Origin of the sequence: Marinobacterium profundum (assembly GCF_001528745.1) — a bacterium.
Lineage (GTDB): Bacteria > Pseudomonadota > Gammaproteobacteria > Pseudomonadales > Balneatricaceae > Marinobacterium_A > Marinobacterium_A profundum.
In genome coordinates this window covers 1-21020 of record NZ_BCNS01000130.1, presented here as the reverse complement: position 1 = coordinate 21020, position 21020 = coordinate 1, and the positions used below count along the sequence as shown (strand labels likewise).

Below are 21020 nucleotides of genomic sequence, written 5' to 3'. Positions count from 1 at the left end.
GTTACTAATCACCAATCCCCCTACCGCTGATCCCTACAGCGAGACGCCGCGCTTCCAGGGGATGAAGTCGTCCTGACCGAGGCGCTGGGCCTTGCTGATGTATTTTCCGGAGCCGGTGTCGCTGCACAGCTGCAGCAGCTGCTCGGCCAGTACCGCCATGTCTTCCTGGCCGGAAATAATGGCGCCGGCATCAAAATCGATAATGTCCGCCATGCGCCTTGCCGTCTCGCTGTTGCTCGACACCTTGAGCACAGGTACCACCGGATTGCCGGTGGGGGTGCCCATGCCAGTGGAGAACAGAATCAGGTTGGCGCCGGCACCGGCCAGCGCCGTGGTGGACTCCACATCATTACCCGGCGTACAGAGCAGATTCAGCCCGGGCTTGGTGGCCACCTGCGGGTAATCCAGCACATCTGCCACCGGTGCAGTGCCGCCCTTGCGGGCAGCCCCGGCCGATTTCATCGCATCGGTAATCAAACCATCCCGAATATTTCCGGGCGACGGGTTCATGTCAAAGCTCGCCCCCACCGCCTGCGCGTGACGCTCGTAGGATTGCATCAGCCCCTTGAAACGCTGGCGCAGATCGTCGTCCGTGCAACGGTCAAGAATGTCCTGTTCAACGCCGCACAGCTCCGGAAACTCCCCCAGAATCGCCCGCCCGCCCAGGGCGACGATGCGGTCCGCCACCTGGCCGATCAGCGGATTGGCCGACAGGCCCGAGAAACCATCGGATCCGCCGCACTCCACCCCGATTGTCAAACCCGACAGGGGCACAGGCTCGCGCTGGCATCGATTGGCCACGGCAAGGCCTTCGAATGTCTGGCGGATCGCCGCCTGCATCATGGTGTTTTCCGACCCGTACTCCTGCTGCTCGAAATACTGCACCGGCGTGCGCCCGGCCGGATCCAGTTTGGCCAGTTCCTCCTGCAGCAGGCTGACCTGGGCATTCTGGCAGCCCAGGCTCAGCACAGTGGCACCGGCCACATTGGGGTGATGAATGTAGCCTGCCAGCAGTCGGCACAGGGTCAGCGCGTCTTCGCGCGTACCACCGCAGCCCGCCGTATGGGTAATGAACTTGACGCCATCCACCTGGGGAAACGGCCGCGAATTCACGGCAAAGGTTTCGCTGCGTTCAATCACCGGTGCCCAAGCGCCGGGCTGGCGGTACTCGGAGGCCAGGTCCCAGGCCAGCTGGCGATAGTGGCTTTCGCTGCTGTACCCCAGAGCATCCTGCAGCGCGTCACGCAGAGTTTCGATGTTGCGGTTCTGGCAGAACACCAGCGGCACCACCAGCCAGTAATTGGCCGTACCCACCTGACCATCGGCGCGTACAAAGCCATCAAAGGTGCGGGATTTCCAGGCCTCCACATCCGGCGCCTGCCACTGATAATCGCCATTGCCCTCGCCATAGGTGCTGCTGCTGTGGTGCAGGTTCTCCACGTTTACCAACGAACCTGCGGCGATAGGCGCCACCGCCGTACCCACGGTGACACCGTACATGGTCAGCCGCTCGCCCTGGGCAAAATCCCGAGCAGTAAATTTGTGCTTGGCGCGGATGGCCTCGCGCAGTAGCAAAATGCTGCCATCAAGGCTGATCGGCTCACCGGCAGGCAAGTCGGTCAAGGCTACGATCAGGTCGTCCGCCGGGTGCACCTTGAGCGTGCGTCGGGTGAGTGTCATGCCACAGTCTCCGCTAACAGTTGATGGTGGCGCAGGCAGCCCTCAAGCCGCGGGCACGCCAGATCCGGCCTCAAGGCCTGTCCCTGCTGCCAGATCGGCAACAGGCGACGTTCAATCTTGGTGCTGTGGTTCTGGGCAATGTCGGCCAGACGATGCTCCAGGTAGGGGTTCATAAAGCGATCGCGCACGCTCTGTACATAGGCATCAATGTCCTCACCCAGCGCCATGGCCCGCAGGATTGGCACCACCTCATACTGCAGCAGCGCGTTCAGCTCGCCTACAAGCTGCGGGTCCTTCATGGCCTGATACACAGTCGTGATACCCGAGGGCGCCTGCTGCCACAGCTCCACCAGATAGCTGTGGGACAGGTTCAGAACACCCAGCTTGAGCCATTCCAGCGGCGCCAGATCCGGCACCACGCGAATTGCTGCATGCTCACAGGGCAACTCCAGCCCGACCTGGTTCTCAATCGCCCAAAGCGCGTAGGGTTCAGCCACCGCGCCCAGCGGCTCAATGGGCGCCGAGACGATGCGATCCACCAGGGAGTTGATCCACAGGCACTGGCTTTCCAGCCAGTGCCTGAATACCTCGGGCAGATTCCAGCGCAGCGCCAGCTCCAGCACGATGGTCTTTAGCACAGTGCCATTATTGGCGAGCAGCTCACAGGGCATCAGCGTCAGCCCCTGCCCCGTCGTCTGGTAACGCGCATAGAGCAGCACCAGCAATTTGGCCGGAAAGCTTTGCGGCAGCGTATCCGTAGGCCTGTCATCGCCGTGCAGCTCATAACCGGTGTCCGCAGTGTTGGATACCAGGTGCGTAACACGGTGACAGAACAGCTGCACCACCTGCACCCAGTCATCATTGGCCACCAGGGCACAGTCGATAGCGCTGACCTGCTCCTCGAAGTCCACCAGCTCGCCACGCTGCACGCCCTGAATACGCACCGGATAACTGGCCAGGCGGTTCATGGCGGCCACCCGCGCCTTACCTGAAGTACTGGCAGAGGTCTGCACCACCGCCAACCGGGCCGACGAGCGCCCGGCCGCCAGGGACTGGCCGACAAAATAGTCCACATGGGCCTGCAGAAAGCGGCTGGTGCCAAACTGCATAATCAGCGGCCCAGCCTTCGACTCGCCGTGCACCTGGGAGCCTGGTGCCTGGGAGCGCGCCTCAGAGTTCGAGACCATCAGCCCACCTCCACAACCGCTTTAATCACGCCACTGGAGGGCTGTACCCAAAGCGGGAAAAGTTCGGCCAGCTGCGACAGATGACCTCGGTGCGTAATCATTGCAGACGCCTGCACCGAACCATCCAGCAGGCAGCTCACGACCCGTTCGAAATCCTCCCGAGTCGCATTGCGGCTGCCCAGCAGGCTCAGTTCTCGCTTGTGAAACTCAGGGTCGGAAAAGGTGATGTCCGCCTTGACCACACTGACCAGCACATAGCTGCCACCGTGGGCAATCCAGTCAAAACCCGCCATCATGGCTTTGGGATTGCCGGTGGCATCAAACACGGTGTGGGGATAATCGCCGTCGGTGAGGGATTCCAGCTGTGCCCTGGCGCCGTCACCGGCCTCAATCACCGCATCAACACCCAGGCTGTCCTTGCAAAAACCAAGGCGCTCGGCGTTGGTATCTATCACCAGCACACGGGCACCGCGCGCCTTGGCAAACTGCATGATACCCATGCCAATGGGGCCTGCGCCCACCACCAGCACGGTAGAGCCTGGCTGCACATCGGCGCGGCGCACCGCATGGGCACCAATGGCCAGGCATTCCACCAGCGCCAGCTGGTCCAGCTCCAGCCCCGGCGCCTTGATAACATGATCGGCGGGCACCACCAGGTACTCGCACATGCCACCATCCAGATGCACCCCCATGACCTGCATCCGGGTACAGCAGTTGGTCTTGCCCTGGCGACAGGCCACGCAATTGCCACATTCGAGGTAGGGAATCACATAGGCCTCAACGCCCAGCGGAAAGTCTGCGTCCTCGCCCACCGCTTCGATCACGCCAGCCAGCTCATGCCCGAGCACCCGCGGATACTGAAAATAAGGCTGACTGCCCGAAAAAGCGTGAATGTCCGTACCGCAGACCCCCACACGCTTTACCCGAATCAACACCTCGCCCTTGCCGGGCACGGGCTTCTCTACCGTACGGGCCTCCATCAGGCCCGGCTCCAGACACACCACCGCTTTCATCATGGGGAAAATATTCCTTCAAAAGATTAAGGCCGCCCGCCCCCGAAGCCTAAAACCACGGAACATCCCACCGGAACGAGAACAGTCAAGCCTAAGAGAGTCCGGCGCCTTAGAAACCGGATTTACGTTGTATGTGCAGGTTCGCTATCCACAGCACCCTCTTATCGCAACCACGGTCCTGAGCGGATTTATACCCTTCAAGGTTGACACTGTTGGCGATAGCGGCGAAAGCAGCACACCCATGGCAATGCAGGGCCTCACTGCACTTGCAGTACAGACTCCTGGATATCAGCAAAGCGCTCATAATCAACCTCCTCCTGCAACAGCCATACGACCACAGATACATGTAAACAGAAAACCACCATTCGATCAATTATTATTAATAAAAAACACCTATTTAATTCAACAACCAGCGTAAAACTCGGCATAGAAAGTGTTTATAATTATTAGTAATCACAGATAAAGCCAAGCAAATCTGTACCCAACCGGCTGGAGCTGATAGAATTCCAAACAGATTATTCAAGCGTAAAATACAGGCAGTGAGCCCATGAGCCGACAGAATCACCTGTTTCTAAACACCATTAACCAACTGCTGGATCTCTGCACAACGCTGCAGGTCAAGGGCGAAAATCTACCTAACGACTCTGCCTTGACACGTCAGCTGAATGTCAGCCGCTCCACCATCCGAAAAGCCCTGGAAAAAATGGAAGAAGCCGGCATCCTGCGCCGGGATGGCCCCCAAAAGATCATCTTGCGTTCGCCCCAATCAAGCGATTACTTCAAGATCGAACAGCAGGAAAGCAGCAAAGAAGAAATCATCGAGAAGCACTTCGTGGATCTAATACTCAGCGGAAAGATCCTGCCAGGTGATCACTTCTCTGAGCTGGAACTGGCCCGGCAAACCCAGTGCAACACCGTGTCGGTGCGGGAGTTTCTAATCAAGTTCTCCCGCTTTGGCCTGATCGACAAGGCGCCCCGCTCCCAGTGGCGCATGAAGGAATTCGATGAGGATTTTGTCGATCAGCTATATGAAGTGCGCCACATGTTTGAAATGCATGCTCTCTCACGCTTTATGCGCCTGCCATCTGAACACCCCGCCTGGAACTCGCTGGAAACGCTGTTGCAACAACACCGAGAACTGAAAACGGATATCGAGCGTAACTACAGCGCCTTTTCACAACTTGACCAGCGCTTTCACCTTCTACTGTGGGAATCGCACCAAAACCAGTTCATCCGCCAGTTCTACGACATCATCAGTTTTGTGTTCCATTACCACTATCAGTGGGACAAGAGTGATGAAAAGGAACGCAACAGCGTTGCAGTTGATGAACACATAGATATTATCAGCCACATGCTGATGAAGGACTTGACGAAAGCCACACTTAGCATGGAGCGCCACTTAAACACGGCTAAAACTTCGCTTAAGCGCAGCACCCACTTGATTCATGAAAAATCAAGTTAACCAACATAATTTTTCGGGTTTATTATTACAGAAATATACTTAAAGCCAGGCTCAACGTTAAACTCGCCTGACTACCAACCGAAAGGTATACTTTCAATCCGAATCAAGCCAACGAACCTTCTATATTTTAAATCAATCCAAAAAAACAAAAAAACCACTTAAAATACAATATAATTACATAAAACGTAGAGCATTAATAATACTCTACGTTTTATGCCGCCCTATTCCGTCTCGACTAACAGATCACACAACTCTTGATAATCACTATCAGCGTCACCGACTTTCTCTTTCAGCAGGCGAAGTCGTTCTTTAAGGCTAGCGACAATATCTTTGTACTCCGGGTTAGAGTAAACATTATTAACCTCAAATGGATCTCGACGCAAATCATATAACTCCCATGTCGATGGTGTCTTCTTTTTCATTGCTCCTTTAGCATCCAGTGGTAGACCGTAAAAAAATGTCAATTTATATTCAGCTGTACGCACTCCATAGTGTGCTGGAGTATCATGATGAGCTAGATGCATCCAGTATCGAAAATAAACCTCATCTGACCATTCATTCATCTCAACCCCTTGAGCTATCGGTTTGAAGCTAAGCCCCTGCATACTTTCAGGTTGAGGAATGCCCAAAAAATCCAAAATTGTTGGTGCAAAATCGACGTTACTAACCACCAGGTCGACGACTGTTCCGGAGGGAATTTTCTCTGGGTATCTCATCATCATGGGCATTTGGAGGGACTCTTCAAAACTCCATCTTTTATCAATGTAGTCATGTTCGCCCAAAAACATCCCTTGGTCTGATGTATAAATAACCAAGGTATTATCTAAAGTTCCCTCGCTCTCCAATAAATCTAAAACCCGCCCTACATTGTCATCAACGGCTTTGACTGTACGTAAATAATCCTTCAAATACTTCTGATATACCGCCTTTGTCCGGCCAGCCTCATCCAGCCCCGTTAAATCAATGGGTCCAGTAGGATAGTCAGGCTGACTCATCGTTTGTACCGCATTTCGAATAGGGTTTCTTTCTGACAACGAAGAACCGTAGTTTCTAGAGCCCTCTGATCGATGCCCTTTATCCTCCCACAAGCTATCCGGCTCAGGGATATCGACTCCGTCCAGTAAATGCTCATCACGTGGATGATACTCAAAATTATCATGCGGCGCTTTATGGTGACACATTAACAAAAAAGGCTTGGCCTGATCTCGCTCTCCAAGCCACTTCAAACATTTATCAGTAATAATATCAGTGACATACCCTTCGTGCTGATCACCAATATCTCCATAATTTCCGACCTTTGACCAATCCGCCTGTTGACTCAAATAATTCTCCACTTGAACCCAGTCTGTATTCTTATTAACAAAGTAAGGGTTAAAATACTCTCCTTGCTCAGGCAAAATATCAAAATGATCAAACCCTTGTGGTCTACTATGTAAGTGCCACTTACCGATAACAGCTGTATTATAGCCACTTTTCTTCAGGATTTTAGGGAAGGTATTTATGCTCTCGTCTAACCGATCCTGTAATGTCCTTACACCTGTAACATGCGGATATTGGCCAGTCAGTATACTGGCACGACTTGGTGTACAAATTGAATTAGTGCAGTAACAATTCTTAAATATTGCGCCATCCAGGCCTATACGATCCAGGTTAGGCGTTTTAAAAACAGTGGACAGCCTTGATCCGTACAAACTAATTGCATTTGCTCCATGATCATCTGACATAATAAAAAGTATGTTTGGTCTACTATCTCTCATAAAATTCACCGTTCAAAGTTTTAACAAGGTCAGGTAGACGACCAAGACTCTTATTAACGAATGATAAGTTCAGTTTCTGGATCAAAGTATCGAGCATGCCGCATGTCCATAACAACTGAAATCACCTGTCCCGGTTCAATATTTGATCTACCACCCGCCTTCCCTATAAATTTATTCGTACCTATATGAAAGTGAAATAATTTAGTCGAGCCCAAAAGCTCGATTAGATCAACTTTAACACTTGCGGTCCAATTTTTATTATTTATATCAGATTCGAAGTCAGGGACAATATCTTCAGGCCGAATACCAAACACCACTCTATCGCCAGCTTTCGAGCTCAACGGAGAGTCTTCAGAGCTTATGATAGAAACCGTGCCATTTATATTAACACCCTTCTCCGCACCATTATCATAAACCGTTGACTCAGCCAGATTCATTGGCGGGCTACCCATAAACGATGCAACAAACATACTAGCTGGATTATGAAATACATCCTCTGGAGTGCCAGATTGCTCTATTTTTCCTCCCCGCATAATGACGATTCGGTCAGCAAGCGTCATTGCTTCAACCTGGTCATGCGTCACATAGACAATCGTTGACTTTAGCCTCTGATGAAGTTCCTTAATCTCTGCACGCATTTGTGTTCGAAGCGTCGCGTCCAGGTTGGACAAAGGCTCATCAAATAAAAACACTTCAGGATCCCGAACAATCGCTCGCCCCATTGCAACCCTCTGACGCTGACCACCCGATAATGCACTGGGCTTTCTATCGAGCATCTTGGTCAGCTCAAGAGTATCCGCTGCAGATCTAACACGCTTCTGAACCTCTCCAGGAGGCATTTTTCGAAGTTTCAAAGAAAACGCCATATTGTCATACACAGACATATGAGGATAAAGAGCATAACTTTGAAAAACCATTGCTATACCGCGATTTTTTGGCTGTACATCGTTAACCAATTGATCGCCGATAAAAATCTCTCCACTCGTAACGGTCTCCAAACCGGCGATCATTCTAAGCGTCGTCGACTTGCCGCACCCTGATGGCCCCACGAATACCGCAAACTCACCATTTTTTATCTCTAAGTCAATCCCATGCAATATATCTGTATCACCATAGGACTTTTTAAGATTACTTAGCGCAATTCCAGACATTACTACTTCCTCTTATTTTAAATTTCACTTTTACCTTTACCTTTACGCAAATATAATATCGTCAAAACTGCGGTAAAAGTTAGCAATATGACAGCGACGGTTGAAGCTTTAGAAAATTCAAAATCTACAAAGGCAAAGCGGTACGTATAGGTTGAAAGAACTTCTGTTGCTCTGCCAGGCCCACCACCTGTCGTCAACCAAACGAGCGGGAATAGTTGAAATGTCCATATCAAATCAAGTAACGCAACACCATAAATGATAGGTTTAAGCTGAGGGATTGTTATTGAGAAGAAGATTCTAAACCATCCTGCCCCATCAATCTTTGCAGCCTCGTACATTGATTTGTCAATACTTTGAAGACCACTCAAAAAGCTAATCATCAAGAACGGATAGCCACGCCATATGCTAATGACAAGTAGTGTAGCCATCGCAACACTTTCGTCACCCAGCCAATCAACATGGCTATCAATTATTCCGAAATCTTTTAAAGCGTAATTTATTATCCCGAATGGGTGCAACAATAGCTGCCAATTAAGCGCAACCACAACCGCAGTAAAAAGCCATGGTAAAACCAGAAGCGTTCTGAATATTGCCCTTGGAACAGGATGAATAGGGCTATTAATAAGAAGAGCCAAGAATATACCAACGACTAAATGACCTACTACTGAACCGACAGTAAAAATTATGGTATTAAATATACTAGTCCAAAAAATAGGATCAAACGCAAGTTCTTTGTAATTATCAAAACCTACAAAAGTAGAGTCACTCGTTACAATAACGTTATCATAGAAGCTATATTCAATTACCTGTAAAATCGGGAATATCATCAAAGACCCTAAAATCAATAAGGCAGGTGCCATAAAGAAGTACGGAGTCAACCGGCCTGATTTTACAAAACCACATGAGTCAAGCCATTTCACAGAGAGTCACCTATAGTTTTTATAGTATTTTAAGTGAGGCCTAGCCAGCCTCACCCCTACAATATGATAACTATTGCTATTCGGAAATAGCCTTCCAGCGAGCTTGAGAGTTTTTCGCTGTATCCTCAGCTGATTGCTGCCCACCCAACATCGCCTGTATTTCCTCTGTCATAATCTGCCAGCTGGAAACTGCTTTCGGGGATTCTCGTAACTCTTCAACAGCCTCACTATTTTTTAGAATATCAAAAACCGCTGTTTGACGCTCATCTTCAACTTCAAACAACTCTAAGGAATTCAAGTTTCCAGGAAAAGATCCTGTTTTCATGGCAAATTCAGCATTCACTTCCGGACTCAGCAAGTAAGAAATAAATTTCCAGGCTTCATCCTTATGCTTGCTTTTGGACGAAATAGCCAACTCCCAGCCATGTACACGGTAAGCACTTTTTTCGGCAGCAGGAACGGGCGCAACACCAAAATTTAGCCTTTCATTTTTAGAGAAAGTAGAAATATGCACAGCAGGATCGATGACAAAACCAAGTCTGCCGGCTGAGAACTCTTCCATATTTACGCCATCAGTTTTCGATGCATAACCAGGTGCAACAACACCCTCATCGTTTAAGCTTTTAATGTATTTAAGCGTCTCAATCACTTCCGGATTATCAAAGTTAGGTTTCCCCTCCTTTGTAATTCTGCCCCCGGCGGTGTAAAGCAAAGGTAACATTGATATTATAGGACCATTGCTAGGTGGCTGTGTAGAATAGGCTAAACCAATACCATAAACGCCATTTTCTGGGTCATTTATTTTCTTTGAAGAGGCCATTAGGTCATCCCACGTTTTCGGCACTTCAGTAACACCTGCTTTTTCCATAAGATCTTTATTATAGAAAAGCACGAATGGAAATGCGCTAACCGGAACCATCCACCTTTTTCCATCAATTTTACCCAATGGAGCTTGTACTAAATCCTGTAGAGAAATTTTCTTATCGTTTTCAATATAATTATCCAGTGGCTCAAGCACCCCAATGTCCAGTAGTTCGCGGGTCCATGGCATATTGACCGCAATTACATCTGATCCAATCCCTACCGAGTGATCAGCTATAAGACTCTCCCGCATTTTTCCAAAAGGTACTGTTACAAGCTTCACTTTAATATCTGGGTTTCTTGATTCGAAGTCATCTACCAGCGCCTCGTAATACTCTTTTCCACTTTCACTCGCATACCACTGTAACCACTCAATCTCTTCTGCAGCCTTGAGTGGACTCATGTATATAGACGCCACTGCTAAAACAGTAGATAGAAAGATGCTTTTAGTTTTTATGATTCTTTTCATTACTTCACCTACCATATGTTAATTTTGGTTAAAAATTACCCTTTTACTCCCCCCGTGGACAAACCGGATACAAAGTATCGCTGAAGTACAATAAACATTATAATTACTGGAATACTCCCAAGCGCAGATAAGGCCATCATTTCATCCCACTTCAAACTATGCTCACCAATGAACATCGATATGCCTACTGGAAGCGTTCGCATATCTTCACTTCGTGTCAGAGCCAAGGCGAACAAAAACTCATTCCACGAAAGCAAAAATGTATATATTGCAGTAGAAGCCATACCAGGAAGAGCAAGAGGCATTATTATTTTATATAAAACTTTAATTCTTGAGCAGCCATCTATTATTGCAGCCTCATCAAAATCTTTAGGTATTGTTTTCAAATACCCTGTCATCATCACGATACAGTACGGTAAAGAAAAAGAAAGATACGTCAGTATAAGGCCTGCCGTCGTATCATAGAGCCCTAGTAGCACTATTACCCCAAAATAAGGAATAAGTAACGTTATCGCAGGGACCATTTGAGTTGTTATTACAAAGGTTTTAGCAATACCATCACCAAAAAAACGATACCTGGTAAAGCTGTAAGCGACAAGTGTGCCTAGAATAACCGACAAAATCGTTACGATTATTCCCAGCATATAGCTGTTAACGAAATAAGTTATAAATGCATCATCACGAAAAACCTTGAAATAGGCATCAAAACTAATATTGTCAGGTATAAGTTTTGGTGGTAGCGCGAAGGTTTCATGATTTGGCCGTAAGGAAACAGATATCATCCAGTAAACTGGAAAGCCAACAACAGCTGAAGATATAATCAAACCCAGGTAGATAAATGCTCTATTAATCCTTTCCCTTGTAGAAAGAGAAATGATAGACCTTCCAGTACTCTTCTTTATAGAGGTGACGTCACCTGCTACTACTTGATTTGCGCTCATCATCAACACCCTACAATTATTATTGTATATTCTTTCATACAAGCCCTAAAAATAGTCATTAATGGCCATAAAAACGCTGCCGCAATAACTTTTAGCGCCCCTCACCGGCAGTACTCGGCCATCAATCCTGCACGACCTCGCTCATCTATTGAGGGTTTCAACATAATGACCAGCTTATTTCGACTGCGTTTCCTAACAACTCATGCACAACCTGTTACCTCCGAGTGCCGCGCTACTCTCACAACATGCGCATAACGATTTCACACAAAATATGTCTTTTATTAATAAATGTCAACATGTGAGCTCTCACATGGCTCGGATTGCTTTTAAGTGGTTGGAGGGTACAGCTCGTTCTCGCAGAACAGGAAGCAAGCCTGAACAATACAAAACATTACTTAATATTATTTAAAATCAACAACTTAATAATATTTCAGCTATAGATACAACCCAAAGTCGAGTGTTATTTTTGTCCGAAGAACTAACGCATTTCGCAGTAATGACATGACCTGCCTGCACCGATGCTTAGCGGTACAGGTGTAGGCGACCTTTCAGAAGAGTCGTGCGGGACAATATAGCGATAAAACTTTAACTATATGAAATATAAGTAAAAATAATATTATATTGTGGAATTATCTTGCAAAACATGCTGAAAAAACCCCCACTATCCTGTAGCGAGCTGCAACCACCAGGCCTGTGATGCGCCCAAGAACTCAAGCTTAGGGGATTACACGGGAATGTATTTTATTCATAAACAACACAAAAATTTGTATACAACAAGGATGCTGTATAAATTTAGAGGGGGGGCAAGAGGATAGCTTCTGTACCGTGTCACTGCGGCACGTGACAGTGCTCGCAAACATCTAGCGGGCAATGAGGCTGATTAGCGGTCGGGATGCCTGGCCAAAAAAGCGTTTATAGCCCTCACACAGATAGTTGTGCGTTTGCGCACTTGCGTCGGCACTCGTGTCACCCTTCGGGCTGACACGGGGAAGGCGATGGGCCGGGCAGCCGCCGTAACAGAGCTTGAGATAGGGGCAGGATTTGCACTCGCTATTCAGAGTCGTGAACTTGTCGGTACCAAACTTGCGCTGTTGCGGGCTTTCGACCATGTCTGCAAGCGCGTGCTGACTGATGTTTCCCAGAGAGTATTGGGGGTCCACAAAATGATCGCAGCTATAAAGCCCGCCGTCGTGTTCCAGCACCAGGCTCCTGCCACAGACCGGCGCATGTACGCAGATACCAGGGCCGCGCCCCATCAGCGTCGCCAGCAGGTTTTCAAACTGCTGCACAAAAACCCGGCCAATATCGGCCTGGCGCCACTCATTGAAGATCGCCAGCAGAAAATCGCCAAACTGCGCAGGCAGCACACTGCGATCGGAGACCCCGGCGGCACCGGGCACCTTTGGGATATCGGCAGCGTCAATTTGGAAAGTCAGGCTAACCGGGACAGCTTGTTCAGGGATTGTCTGGGGAATGAGGCGCGGTGCAGGGTCAGCAGAATACTCCACGATGGGAATAAACTGAATATGCTCTGCTCCCAGCGCTTTCAATGCTCCGTACACCTCTAATGGATGCTCGGCATTCACCCGATTAATCACGCAGAGCACGTTATAGTCGATGCCAAATTTCTGCAAAATGCCAAGCCCCGCCAGCACCTGCTGGAAGCTGCCCTCGCCTTTCTTTGTCTTGCGGTAATGGTCGTGCAGGTCCTCTGGCCCATCGATACTGATACCCACCAGGAAATCATTTTCCTTCAGAAAAGCCCCCCATTCATCGTTCAGCAGGGTGCCGTTGGTTTGAATCGAATTGGTAATGCGCATGCCCTCGCGCCCAAACCTGCGCTGCAGATCAATCGCCTGCTGAAAGAAGGCCACCCCCATCAGGGTCGGCTCACCGCCCTGCCAGGCAAAGTTGACCTCCTGTGCACCGGCCGGCTGAGCCTCAATATACTGTTGCGTCAGCCTTTCCAGGGTGGCCTGCGTCATGCGAAAGGAATGCTTGTCGCCAAACATCTGCTCTTTTTCGAGGTAGAAACAGTATTCGCAGTCCAGATTACACAGCGGACCTATAGGCTTGATAAGAAGATGAAACGGATGTTCTGCCCGTACGTTATGCATGGCATCGGTACTCTTGTGTGACGTCTGGCTGCGCACTTAGGGTGCTTCCCTGGCGTACACGCCAGGCCCTGCGCACGCAGTACAACAGGGCTGGCGCGGTCTTCGCGTCAGGACGCGGTACGCATGAGCGGTGCTTCGCTTTCCAGCCGCAGACCTGTCACCTGGTCAAAGAAGTGCAGCTTGTCCGCAGCAGGCCTCAGGTGAATGCTGTCACCCACCCGGCAATCAAGACGCTCGAACTGTAGCGCACACATGCGCACACCCTGGGCTTCGCAGTAGAGGTAGTTTTCAAATCCCGTGGTTTCGATCGACGTAATCAGCGTTTCAAAGCCCTGGCCCTTGGCGCAGGGCTGCAGGTGCTCGGGGCGAAAGCCCAGCGTGACCGCCTGCCCGGCCGCAGGCAGCCTCGCCATCTCGGGGTTCAGTTCGATTCGCCTGCCGTCGCCGTAACTCAGTGCCGCGATACCCTCTTCATGCTCGATGGTACCATCGACAAAGTTCATCCCCGGCGAGCCAATAAAGGCGGCGACAAAGCGGTTGCACGGGTAGTCGTAAAGCTCCAGTGGCGTACCGAACTGCTGAATTACACCATCATTGAGCAGCACAATGCGGTCCGCCATGGTCATGGCCTCTACCTGGTCGTGGGTCACGAAAACCGAGGTGGCCTGCAGGCGCTGGTGCAGCTCACGGATTTCGACCCGCATCTGCACCCGTAGTTTTGCATCCAGGTTGGACAGGGGCTCATCGAACAGGAACACCTTGGGATGACGCACTATGGCCCGCCCCATGGCTACGCGCTGTCGCTGCCCGCCGGAGAGTTCCCGCGGCAGGCGATCCAGCAGATGCCCAAGGCTTAGAATCTCGGCGGCGTTTGCCACCTCCCGTTCAATCCTCGCAGGGTCAACACCGCGCATCTTCAGGGCGAAGGCGATGTTATCCCGCACACTCATATGGGGATAGAGCGCATAGCTTTGAAACACCATGGCGATATCCCGGTCCCGTGCATGGACATCGTTCATGGGATCGCCGCCTATCGACAGGGTACCGCCACTGATGCTCTCAAGCCCTGCAATCATTCGCAGCAAGGTTGACTTACCACAGCCCGAGGGGCCGACCAGAACGATAAACTCGCCATTATTAATGGCCAGATCGATGCCCTGAATAACACTAACGTCGCCATAACTCTTTTTGATATTCGACAGCGTGACCGATGACATAGGGAAATCTCCAGATAATTATTTTACTGAGCCGGACAGCAAGCCCTTGACGATATAGCGCTGGCCGAAAACGATCAGCAGCAACGCGGGCAACGTCGACAGCAGGGAGCCGGCGGCCATCTGGCCGTACTTGATCTCAAACTCTTGGGCAAAGGTGGCAATGGATACGGGCACGGTTTGAGTTGCCTTGGCGGTCAGGTTCAGGGCGATGGTGAAATCGCTCCAGCTAAAGATAAAGATCAGCGCCGCCGTTGCGATCATGCCGGTACGTATCAGCGGCAGGACGATGCGAAAGAAGGTCGCCGCATTGCTGCAACCATCAATCGCGGCCGCCTCATAGAGGTCCCTTGGCACCTCTTTGAGGAAATTCGACATCAGCCAAAGCCCCATCGGCAGATTGATGGTCACGTGCGCCAGTATCATGCCGGAGTAAGTATTAATCAGATTCAGCTCACTGAAGATGGTGAACCAGGCACTGACAAAGGTAATGGGCGGCAACATGTGGAACAGCATGGCCCAGGCAAAAAGCCCGACACTCAGCCAGCGCGGCACATACATGCGCAGCAGCGTGAAACTCGCCATGGCGCTGATCAACACCACTATCGCGGTGCTGCTGATGGCGATAATGCCGCTGTTCAGCAGGTCGTGGAAAAAACTCGACTGTTTAGAAAAGATCAGCTCCTCGAAGTTGGACAGCACCGGAGTAAAGAAGAAACTGCTGGTGAGAATATCAATCTGGCGCTTGAAGGCCGCCATGGCGATCCACAGAAACGGAAACAGAATGATCAGGGCATAGCACCAGACAAACAGCTGTGTAACGCGGTAAAAGCCGTGATTGGACCGGGTATGACTCATGACTGCTTCCTCCGCTTCAACAGCAACTGTGCAAACACCGCCAGCGCCGCGACCACCAGCAAGGTAAAGATCGACATCACAGCCCCCAGGCCCGCCCTGTCTTCGGTAAAGAAGGTACGGTAGATGCTGAAGCTGACCACCTCCGTGGCCGTGCCAGGCCCGCCGCCGGTGAGCAGGTAGATTTCATCGAATACCTTGAACGAGAGCACCATGCGAAACAGCAGAGTAATCAGGATGGTGCCTTGCATCAGCGGCAGGGTGATATACCAGAACTCCTGCCAGGCGTTGCGCACGTCCAGGCTGGATGCCTCGTACACTTCCTGCGGCAGGGACTCGAGACCTGCCAGCATCAGCAGAAAGACAAAGGGCGTCCAGTGCCAGATATCCACCGCGATAACCGACATAAGCGCAATATCGGCATTGCCGAGCCAATCCACAGGCGCGATACCCAGCAGTCCCAGAAAATCATTGATGACACCAAAGTCATAGCTGAGCATCAGTTTCCAGATAGCCCCGATCACGATGGGGGGCAGTACAATGGGCAGCAGGAAAACGACAGTGAGAAACAGCCGCGACTTGCGATCGCTGCGACTCACCACCAGGGCCATCAAAAAGCCCAGCACCATCTGCACCGACACGGCACTGATCGAGAAAATGAATGTGTTCAGCAGGCCGGGCCAGTAAAAGTGGTTATCGAAAAACAGCACCACATTATTCAGGCCTACATATTCCCAGTGGGAAACGCCGTCCTGCCAGTTAATATCGTGCAGCGCCATCCATCCCAGCCAGATAATCGGCAGAATGGTCAGCAGCAACAGAATCAGTGCCAGCGGCCCCAGGGAGATGGAGTACCAGCAACCGTCTGATTCGGCATAGCGGCGCAGACTGCGTAGCAGTGTTTTAAGTTGACCGGTGGTGTCAGGCACCGGCTGGGTCGTCATTTTCTTGAACATGCGAAATGTCCTATCCCCGTGTAAAAAAGAGCAGCACCCGGTGAGCAGAGGCCAGTGGGGGCTATTCCTGCAAAGATGCAGACCACTGGCCAAACCTGATGCTCCTCAAACAACTCCGACAGCGGCACACACCAGCCCGTCACTTAAAGTTAGAGAGGCGCCAGCTCAGCTGTTTTATGGCCGGCACGGCTAACGATCTCGTGAATCTCGCGGGCCGCGGTATTAAGGGCTTCACGGGCGCTCAGCTCGCCGATCACCGCCTGATTCAGGCGCAGATTGAGTACTTCGTGCACTTCGGGCCCTTCTTTGAGCGGCGTGATGATGAACGCGCTCTCGGACGCTTTCATCAGGGGTGCAATAAAGCGAAACTGTGGCAGCTTGGCCAGTTCCGAATCGCCCAGGTCATTGCGCACCGGTACGGCACCATTTTCGGTATAAACCAGCTGATTTTTGTACTGCGTCAGCCAGTCAAGAAACGCCAGTGCCGCCCGCTTGTTGGCATCCGGCACATTGGCCGGGATACCCGCGACCCAGTGTCCTGCGCCGGTACCTTCACGCCCTGTCGGCGATTTGGGCAGGGGCGCGACGGCAATCTTGCCCACCACCAGGGACTTGTCCGGGTCATCCATGCTGCTCCAGGCCGCAATAACACCGATACCCTGAGCCGCCTTGCCGGTAGTTAGCAACTGAATCAGCTTGCCCTGGGACACCGCGCCTGCATTGGGATAGCTGCCCTCTTCAGCCAGCTTTATCAAGGCTTCCAACCCTTCAAGCGACTGCGGACTATTTAGCGTGACGCTGAAGTCCCCGACCTTGGGATCTTTGAAAATGGAACCGCCGTGGTTGAAGATAAAGGGCGCTGCATAGTAGCCAATCGCTGAGCGCTCCCCCACCAGAGCCATGCCGTACTGACGCGGCGGCTTCTGCAGCGCCTTGGCATTAGCCAGCAGCTCATCCCAGGTTTGCGGCACCTTGAGTCCGAGCTCTTCATAGAGGTCGGCGCGGTAGTACAAAACCTGCACATTGCCGTTGATCGGTATGGACATCAGCTGACCACTGGAGTCGAAAGTACTGCTTCCACTGTTCCAGTAGGTGGTGTCATCGTAATCAAGAATACCGCTGTCCAGCCTGTAATCAGGGTCGATATCGTTAATGGGAGTCAGCACCCCATCGGCATAGGTGGACGCCAGCCAGTGCGAGGTAATTGCCACCACATCATAATTACCCTCGGGCGCCCTTACAGAGTTGCGAATCTTCTCCAGCACGCCCACATAGGGCGTTACATCCAGATTGACCTCGTTGCCCGTCTCCTGCTCGTACAGCTCGACGGTTTTACTGAATCCCTCGAACCAAGGCGACTGGTTGATCACCATGTTAATGGGTGGCTGATTCGCCGCCTGAACGGCAGCGCTTAGCAAGACTGCAACACCGGCGGCGAGCGCCAGAGAAGACAGCTTTCTGATTTTCGTGCTCGACTTCATGTGATTTATCCTTCTTGTTTTAGATTTGGTCGGAAACTGAACCTGATATTTCTGTTATGTCTGGAGCCCGATCTGCTTAAAACAGACCCAGTGCCGCGTACCTTTTACTCTCCCGCGACCAAGGCTGCCCCAAGGCTCTAACGCCCTGGCCCCTCAACCTCACACAAGCTGCGTTCATGCACATTGCGGTTTGCGAATGCCTGCCAGAACGAGTGACCCGCGGCATGATCCAGATCGCCCCACTCGTCACGCAACAGCAGCATTTTTTGCCGCAACCCGGCGACTTTTTGCTGGTACTGCGCCTGCCCGGACAGGTCGTGGATTTCCTGCGGGTCATCCAGCAAGTTGAATAGCTGCGTCCTGCCCTTTTTGTCCGGCGTGTTGTATTCGATCAGCTTGTAGCCGTCGCATTTGACGCCACGCACCAGGTCGCCATACACCAGGTAGAGGCCGTCGCGACTCTCCCGGGGTTCGCCCCTGATATCGGGATACAGACTGCGCCCTTCGAGTGAACCGGGTTTCTCCATGCCCAAAAGATCCATAAGCGTGGGGTAAATATCCAGCAGGTAACAGTAGCTGTCGCTTGTTTGTCCCCTGGGAATACCGGGGCCTGAAAAAATCAGTGGCACGCGCACGCTGTGTTCATAGTTGCTCTGCTTGCCATAGAGACCATGACGCCCCACCGCCAAGCCGTTATCGCCGGCGAACACGAAAATCGTATTCTCATATTCACCCTTTTCTTCCAGGGCCTGCAGAATGCGCCCGATCTCATGATCAAGGTGGCTGATCATGCCGTAGTACTCGGCCAGCTGTACGCGGTTGTCCTCCTCTGTTCTGGGATAGGGGGCCAGAACCTCATCCCGGATATTGCTGACCCCGTAATCAAACGGATGCTGCGGATACTGGTTATCCTCCAGCGTCAGGCTCGCCGGGTCATAAAGACTCAGGTATTTATCCGGCATGGTTCTGGGATCATGGGGCGCCATAAAGGCCACGTAGGCAAAAAACGGCTTGGCATCGGAATACTGCTGGATAAAATCGACGGTCACGTCCGCAAACAACTCCGATGAGTGTTTGCCCAGCGTCAGGTGATTGGCCCTGACCTCAGTGGTTTCACGATTATAAAAAGGGTTTTCCGTCCACTGGCCGACCTTTTCATACTGGCCGCTGGGATCATAGTCATAGGCCGGAATATTCCAGTGATCCCACATGCCACCAAAATAGATTTCACCGCCGCAGTTAAAACTGCGGGCATAGGATTCATGGCCATTGTGCCATTTGCCGGTACCAAAGCAGTTGTAACCGGCCTCCTGCAGATACTCGCCAATCAGTTTGTGTTCTGCTGGCACCCTGCTGCCATCATCCTGCAAATGGAACAGGGTCTTGCTGGTATGCAGCATGGCTCTGCTGGGCATGCACACAGCGCCTACGGTTCCGCCGGGAATATGCGCCTGGGTAAAGGAAACCCCTTCGCGAACCAGCCGATCCATGTTCGGGGTGACGATATCCTTGTTCCCCAGCGCATTGATGGTGTCAAAGCGCTGGTCGTCGGTGAAAAAGAACACGATATTCGGCTGTTTCATATCAGCTCCCTTGCTGTAAATTTCGGCCGCAAAAGCCAGTATTGAAATAGCTGTACGCTCTTGCGGTGGCCGCTGCCTGTTGAGACATAGTTAGCCATTCAGGATCGGGTGTGAAATGAAAAGCGCGCCCTTCCCATATCTACAGGTTATTGGAAAGACGGGGGAGGTCTATTTTACGGATAGGAATGCGCCGGCTGACATCTCGGCGCGAGATCCAGCCGGCAGCTGCTGCCGCTGCTTTACAAGGATAAAGCCGGGCCTATGCCTTGCTCGCGGCACGGATAAAATCGATGGTCTTGGCAATTGCCGGCAGGCTGGCAGCACTGGGGTGATACCAGATACCGGTGGAGAATTGCCAGATCGATTCATTCATCGGCACTATCACCAGGCCTTCTTTTTCGGCCATCCAGTAAAGTTGTCGCGGAATACCCATCAGGTAATCATCCAGGTGCAGCAGGCTCAGCGCTGAAGACCAGAAACTCGACTGCAGGCAAATGGAGGCAGCGGGCTGCTGATTACGCGCAAAATAACCATTGAGCTGCAGGATATTCTCCTGCGCCTGTTGGAACACCACCCAGCGATAGCTGTTGAGTGCCCGGGCATCGGCGCAGCCCACACTGGCCAGCGGATGGGAAGGCCTGGCGATCACGACAAAGTCCACCGTCACCAGTGGAATATGCACCAGCTCATCCGGCACGCTGCCACCGGACTCAGGCCCGCCCAGGGCAATATCCAGCTCGCCATTGAGCAGCTTTGGCAGCAGCTCCTGAATGGCGCCGGATTGCAGCACCAGCTCGATACCGGGAAACGCCTGATACAACCGATTCATGATATCCGGCATATACGACAAGCCCCAGATCGCGCCTGCGCCAATACGCAGCATCTTGCAGGTGCCTGTCTTGAGGGAACTGATCTCGTCACGCGCATAGCGAAACTCCATGTCCATACGCTCGACCCGGTGCAGCAGGGCCTTGCCGTATGCTGTCAGCTCCATGCCCCGGTGCTGGCGCTCGAACAGCTTCACATCAAAATAATCCTCCAGCTTCTTGATGCTTTTGCTCAGGGCCGGCTGACTGATATGCAGCGCATCACTGGCAGCGGTGAGGTTCTTGTAGGTCGCAACCATATGAAAGTGATGCAGAAACTTGTCCATGGGCGTACTCGAAAGACCTGTGTAGCCACAGAAGTTACCACAGTTGCCAGGCCCTGCCAGCCGCATCTGCAGCTTGGGCAACCCCGTGGAACTGTCTGGATGGCTTAAGCACCTGCCCAGCCGCAGGCAGCCCCGCCATCTCTGGGCTCAATTCGAATCGCCTGTCGTCGCCGTAACTCAGTGCCGTAATACCCTCTTCATGCACTAGGAGGCTGTCCGA

Annotated in this window: 17 protein-coding genes; 1 reads left to right on the top strand and 16 read right to left on the bottom strand. The window is 51.6% G+C overall.

All coding sequences use genetic code 11. The annotated features are described in order from the left end of the window. Positions 1 to 33 precede the first annotated feature (33 nt). The 3 genes from MPRO_RS14975 to MPRO_RS14965 are packed head-to-tail and all read right to left on the bottom strand — an operon-like array spanning position 34 to position 3883. On the bottom strand, positions 34 to 1680 hold the full coding sequence (locus MPRO_RS14975) for a UxaA family hydrolase (protein WP_067294270.1): 1647 nt from the start codon (positions 1678 to 1680) through the stop codon (positions 34 to 36). Then, positions 1677 to 2867: a mannitol dehydrogenase family protein gene (locus tag MPRO_RS14970; RefSeq protein WP_082708835.1), complete on the bottom strand. Its 1191-nt coding sequence runs from the start codon at positions 2865 to 2867 to the stop codon at positions 1677 to 1679. Before MPRO_RS14970 ends, MPRO_RS14975 begins: the two co-directional genes overlap by 4 nt. Further along, the gene (locus MPRO_RS14965; protein ID WP_369406736.1) at positions 2867 to 3883 is read right to left on the bottom strand and encodes a zinc-binding alcohol dehydrogenase family protein; all 1017 of its coding nucleotides are present in this window, start codon (positions 3881 to 3883) and stop codon (positions 2867 to 2869) included. The genes MPRO_RS14970 and MPRO_RS14965 overlap by 1 nt, the downstream gene beginning before the upstream one ends. Before the next feature lie 544 nt (positions 3884 to 4427). Between MPRO_RS14965 and MPRO_RS14955 the strand changes: the two genes are divergently transcribed. Beyond that, positions 4428 to 5342 (top strand): GntR family transcriptional regulator, encoded by a 915-nt coding sequence (locus MPRO_RS14955; RefSeq protein ID WP_067294264.1) that lies wholly within the window; start codon positions 4428 to 4430, stop codon positions 5340 to 5342. A 221-nt stretch (positions 5343 to 5563) separates the two neighbouring features. Here MPRO_RS14955 and MPRO_RS14950 read toward each other — a convergent pair whose 3' ends face one another. The 13 genes from MPRO_RS14950 to MPRO_RS26190 all read right to left on the bottom strand — a co-directional run. Continuing rightward, positions 5564 to 7099: a sulfatase family protein gene (locus tag MPRO_RS14950; protein WP_067294261.1), complete on the bottom strand. Its 1536-nt coding sequence runs from the start codon at positions 7097 to 7099 to the stop codon at positions 5564 to 5566. Positions 7100 to 7152: 53 nt separating this feature from the next. Next, on the bottom strand, positions 7153 to 8250 hold the full coding sequence (locus MPRO_RS14945; protein ID WP_067294258.1) for an ABC transporter ATP-binding protein: 1098 nt from the start codon (positions 8248 to 8250) through the stop codon (positions 7153 to 7155). A 17-nt stretch (positions 8251 to 8267) separates the two neighbouring features. Then, positions 8268 to 9170, bottom strand: coding sequence for a carbohydrate ABC transporter permease (locus MPRO_RS14940; protein WP_158651835.1), 903 nt, complete (start codon positions 9168 to 9170; stop codon positions 8268 to 8270). Between the two features lie 76 nt (positions 9171 to 9246). Beyond that, positions 9247 to 10500 (bottom strand): ABC transporter substrate-binding protein, encoded by a 1254-nt coding sequence (locus tag MPRO_RS14935; protein ID WP_067294253.1) that lies wholly within the window; start codon positions 10498 to 10500, stop codon positions 9247 to 9249. 35 nt (positions 10501 to 10535) lie between these two features. Then, on the bottom strand, positions 10536 to 11441 hold the full coding sequence (locus MPRO_RS14930) for a carbohydrate ABC transporter permease (RefSeq protein WP_082708839.1): 906 nt from the start codon (positions 11439 to 11441) through the stop codon (positions 10536 to 10538). A gap of 860 nt (positions 11442 to 12301) precedes the next feature. Next, positions 12302 to 13594 (bottom strand): anaerobic sulfatase maturase, encoded by a 1293-nt coding sequence (locus MPRO_RS14925; protein WP_158651834.1) that lies wholly within the window; start codon positions 13592 to 13594, stop codon positions 12302 to 12304. Between the two features lie 71 nt (positions 13595 to 13665). Then, complete coding sequence (locus MPRO_RS14920) at positions 13666 to 14775, bottom strand: ABC transporter ATP-binding protein (RefSeq protein WP_067294246.1); 1110 nt, start codon at positions 14773 to 14775, stop codon at positions 13666 to 13668. An 18-nt stretch (positions 14776 to 14793) separates the two neighbouring features. Further along, positions 14794 to 15630 (bottom strand): carbohydrate ABC transporter permease, encoded by an 837-nt coding sequence (locus tag MPRO_RS14915; RefSeq protein WP_082708829.1) that lies wholly within the window; start codon positions 15628 to 15630, stop codon positions 14794 to 14796. After that, positions 15627 to 16583 carry a carbohydrate ABC transporter permease gene (locus MPRO_RS14910; protein ID WP_102136316.1) on the bottom strand — a complete coding sequence of 319 codons (957 nt, stop codon included), beginning with the start codon at positions 16581 to 16583 and terminating at the stop codon, positions 15627 to 15629. The genes MPRO_RS14915 and MPRO_RS14910 overlap by 4 nt, the downstream gene beginning before the upstream one ends. 149 nt (positions 16584 to 16732) lie before the next feature. After that, the gene (locus tag MPRO_RS14905) at positions 16733 to 18064 is read right to left on the bottom strand and encodes an ABC transporter substrate-binding protein (RefSeq protein WP_067294244.1); all 1332 of its coding nucleotides are present in this window, start codon (positions 18062 to 18064) and stop codon (positions 16733 to 16735) included. A gap of 137 nt (positions 18065 to 18201) precedes the next feature. After that, on the bottom strand, positions 18202 to 19647 hold the full coding sequence (locus tag MPRO_RS14900; RefSeq protein ID WP_082708827.1) for a sulfatase family protein: 1446 nt from the start codon (positions 19645 to 19647) through the stop codon (positions 18202 to 18204). Between the two features lie 259 nt (positions 19648 to 19906). After that, positions 19907 to 20800: a LysR family transcriptional regulator gene (locus tag MPRO_RS14895; RefSeq protein ID WP_067294242.1), complete on the bottom strand. Its 894-nt coding sequence runs from the start codon at positions 20798 to 20800 to the stop codon at positions 19907 to 19909. Between the two features lie 34 nt (positions 20801 to 20834). Next, a partial coding sequence (locus MPRO_RS26190; protein ID WP_216821313.1) for a hypothetical protein occupies positions 20835 to 21020 on the bottom strand: 186 nt, incomplete at its 5' end.

Excerpts from the sequence above, each read along its gene's own strand:
- MPRO_RS14975 (WP_067294270.1), bottom strand. The coding sequence starts at position 1,680 with ATGACACTCACCCGACGCACGCTCAAGGTGCACCCGGCGGACGACCTG.
- MPRO_RS14970 (WP_082708835.1), bottom strand. The coding sequence starts at position 2,867 with ATGGTCTCGAACTCTGAGGCGCGCTCCCAGGCACCAGGCTCCCAGGTG.
- MPRO_RS14965 (WP_369406736.1), bottom strand. The coding sequence starts at position 3,883 with ATGATGAAAGCGGTGGTGTGTCTGGAGCCGGGCCTGATGGAGGCCCGT.
- MPRO_RS14955 (WP_067294264.1), top strand. The coding sequence starts at position 4,428 with ATGAGCCGACAGAATCACCTGTTTCTAAACACCATTAACCAACTGCTG.
- MPRO_RS14950 (WP_067294261.1), bottom strand. The coding sequence starts at position 7,099 with ATGAGAGATAGTAGACCAAACATACTTTTTATTATGTCAGATGATCAT.
- MPRO_RS14945 (WP_067294258.1), bottom strand. The coding sequence starts at position 8,250 with ATGTCTGGAATTGCGCTAAGTAATCTTAAAAAGTCCTATGGTGATACA.
- MPRO_RS14935 (WP_067294253.1), bottom strand. The coding sequence starts at position 10,500 with ATGAAAAGAATCATAAAAACTAAAAGCATCTTTCTATCTACTGTTTTA.
- MPRO_RS14930 (WP_082708839.1), bottom strand. The coding sequence starts at position 11,441 with ATGAGCGCAAATCAAGTAGTAGCAGGTGACGTCACCTCTATAAAGAAG.
- MPRO_RS14920 (WP_067294246.1), bottom strand. The coding sequence starts at position 14,775 with ATGTCATCGGTCACGCTGTCGAATATCAAAAAGAGTTATGGCGACGTT.
- MPRO_RS14915 (WP_082708829.1), bottom strand. The coding sequence starts at position 15,630 with ATGAGTCATACCCGGTCCAATCACGGCTTTTACCGCGTTACACAGCTG.
- MPRO_RS14910 (WP_102136316.1), bottom strand. The coding sequence starts at position 16,583 with ATGTTCAAGAAAATGACGACCCAGCCGGTGCCTGACACCACCGGTCAA.
- MPRO_RS14905 (WP_067294244.1), bottom strand. The coding sequence starts at position 18,064 with ATGAAGTCGAGCACGAAAATCAGAAAGCTGTCTTCTCTGGCGCTCGCC.
- MPRO_RS14900 (WP_082708827.1), bottom strand. The coding sequence starts at position 19,647 with ATGAAACAGCCGAATATCGTGTTCTTTTTCACCGACGACCAGCGCTTT.
- MPRO_RS14895 (WP_067294242.1), bottom strand. The coding sequence starts at position 20,800 with ATGGACAAGTTTCTGCATCACTTTCATATGGTTGCGACCTACAAGAAC.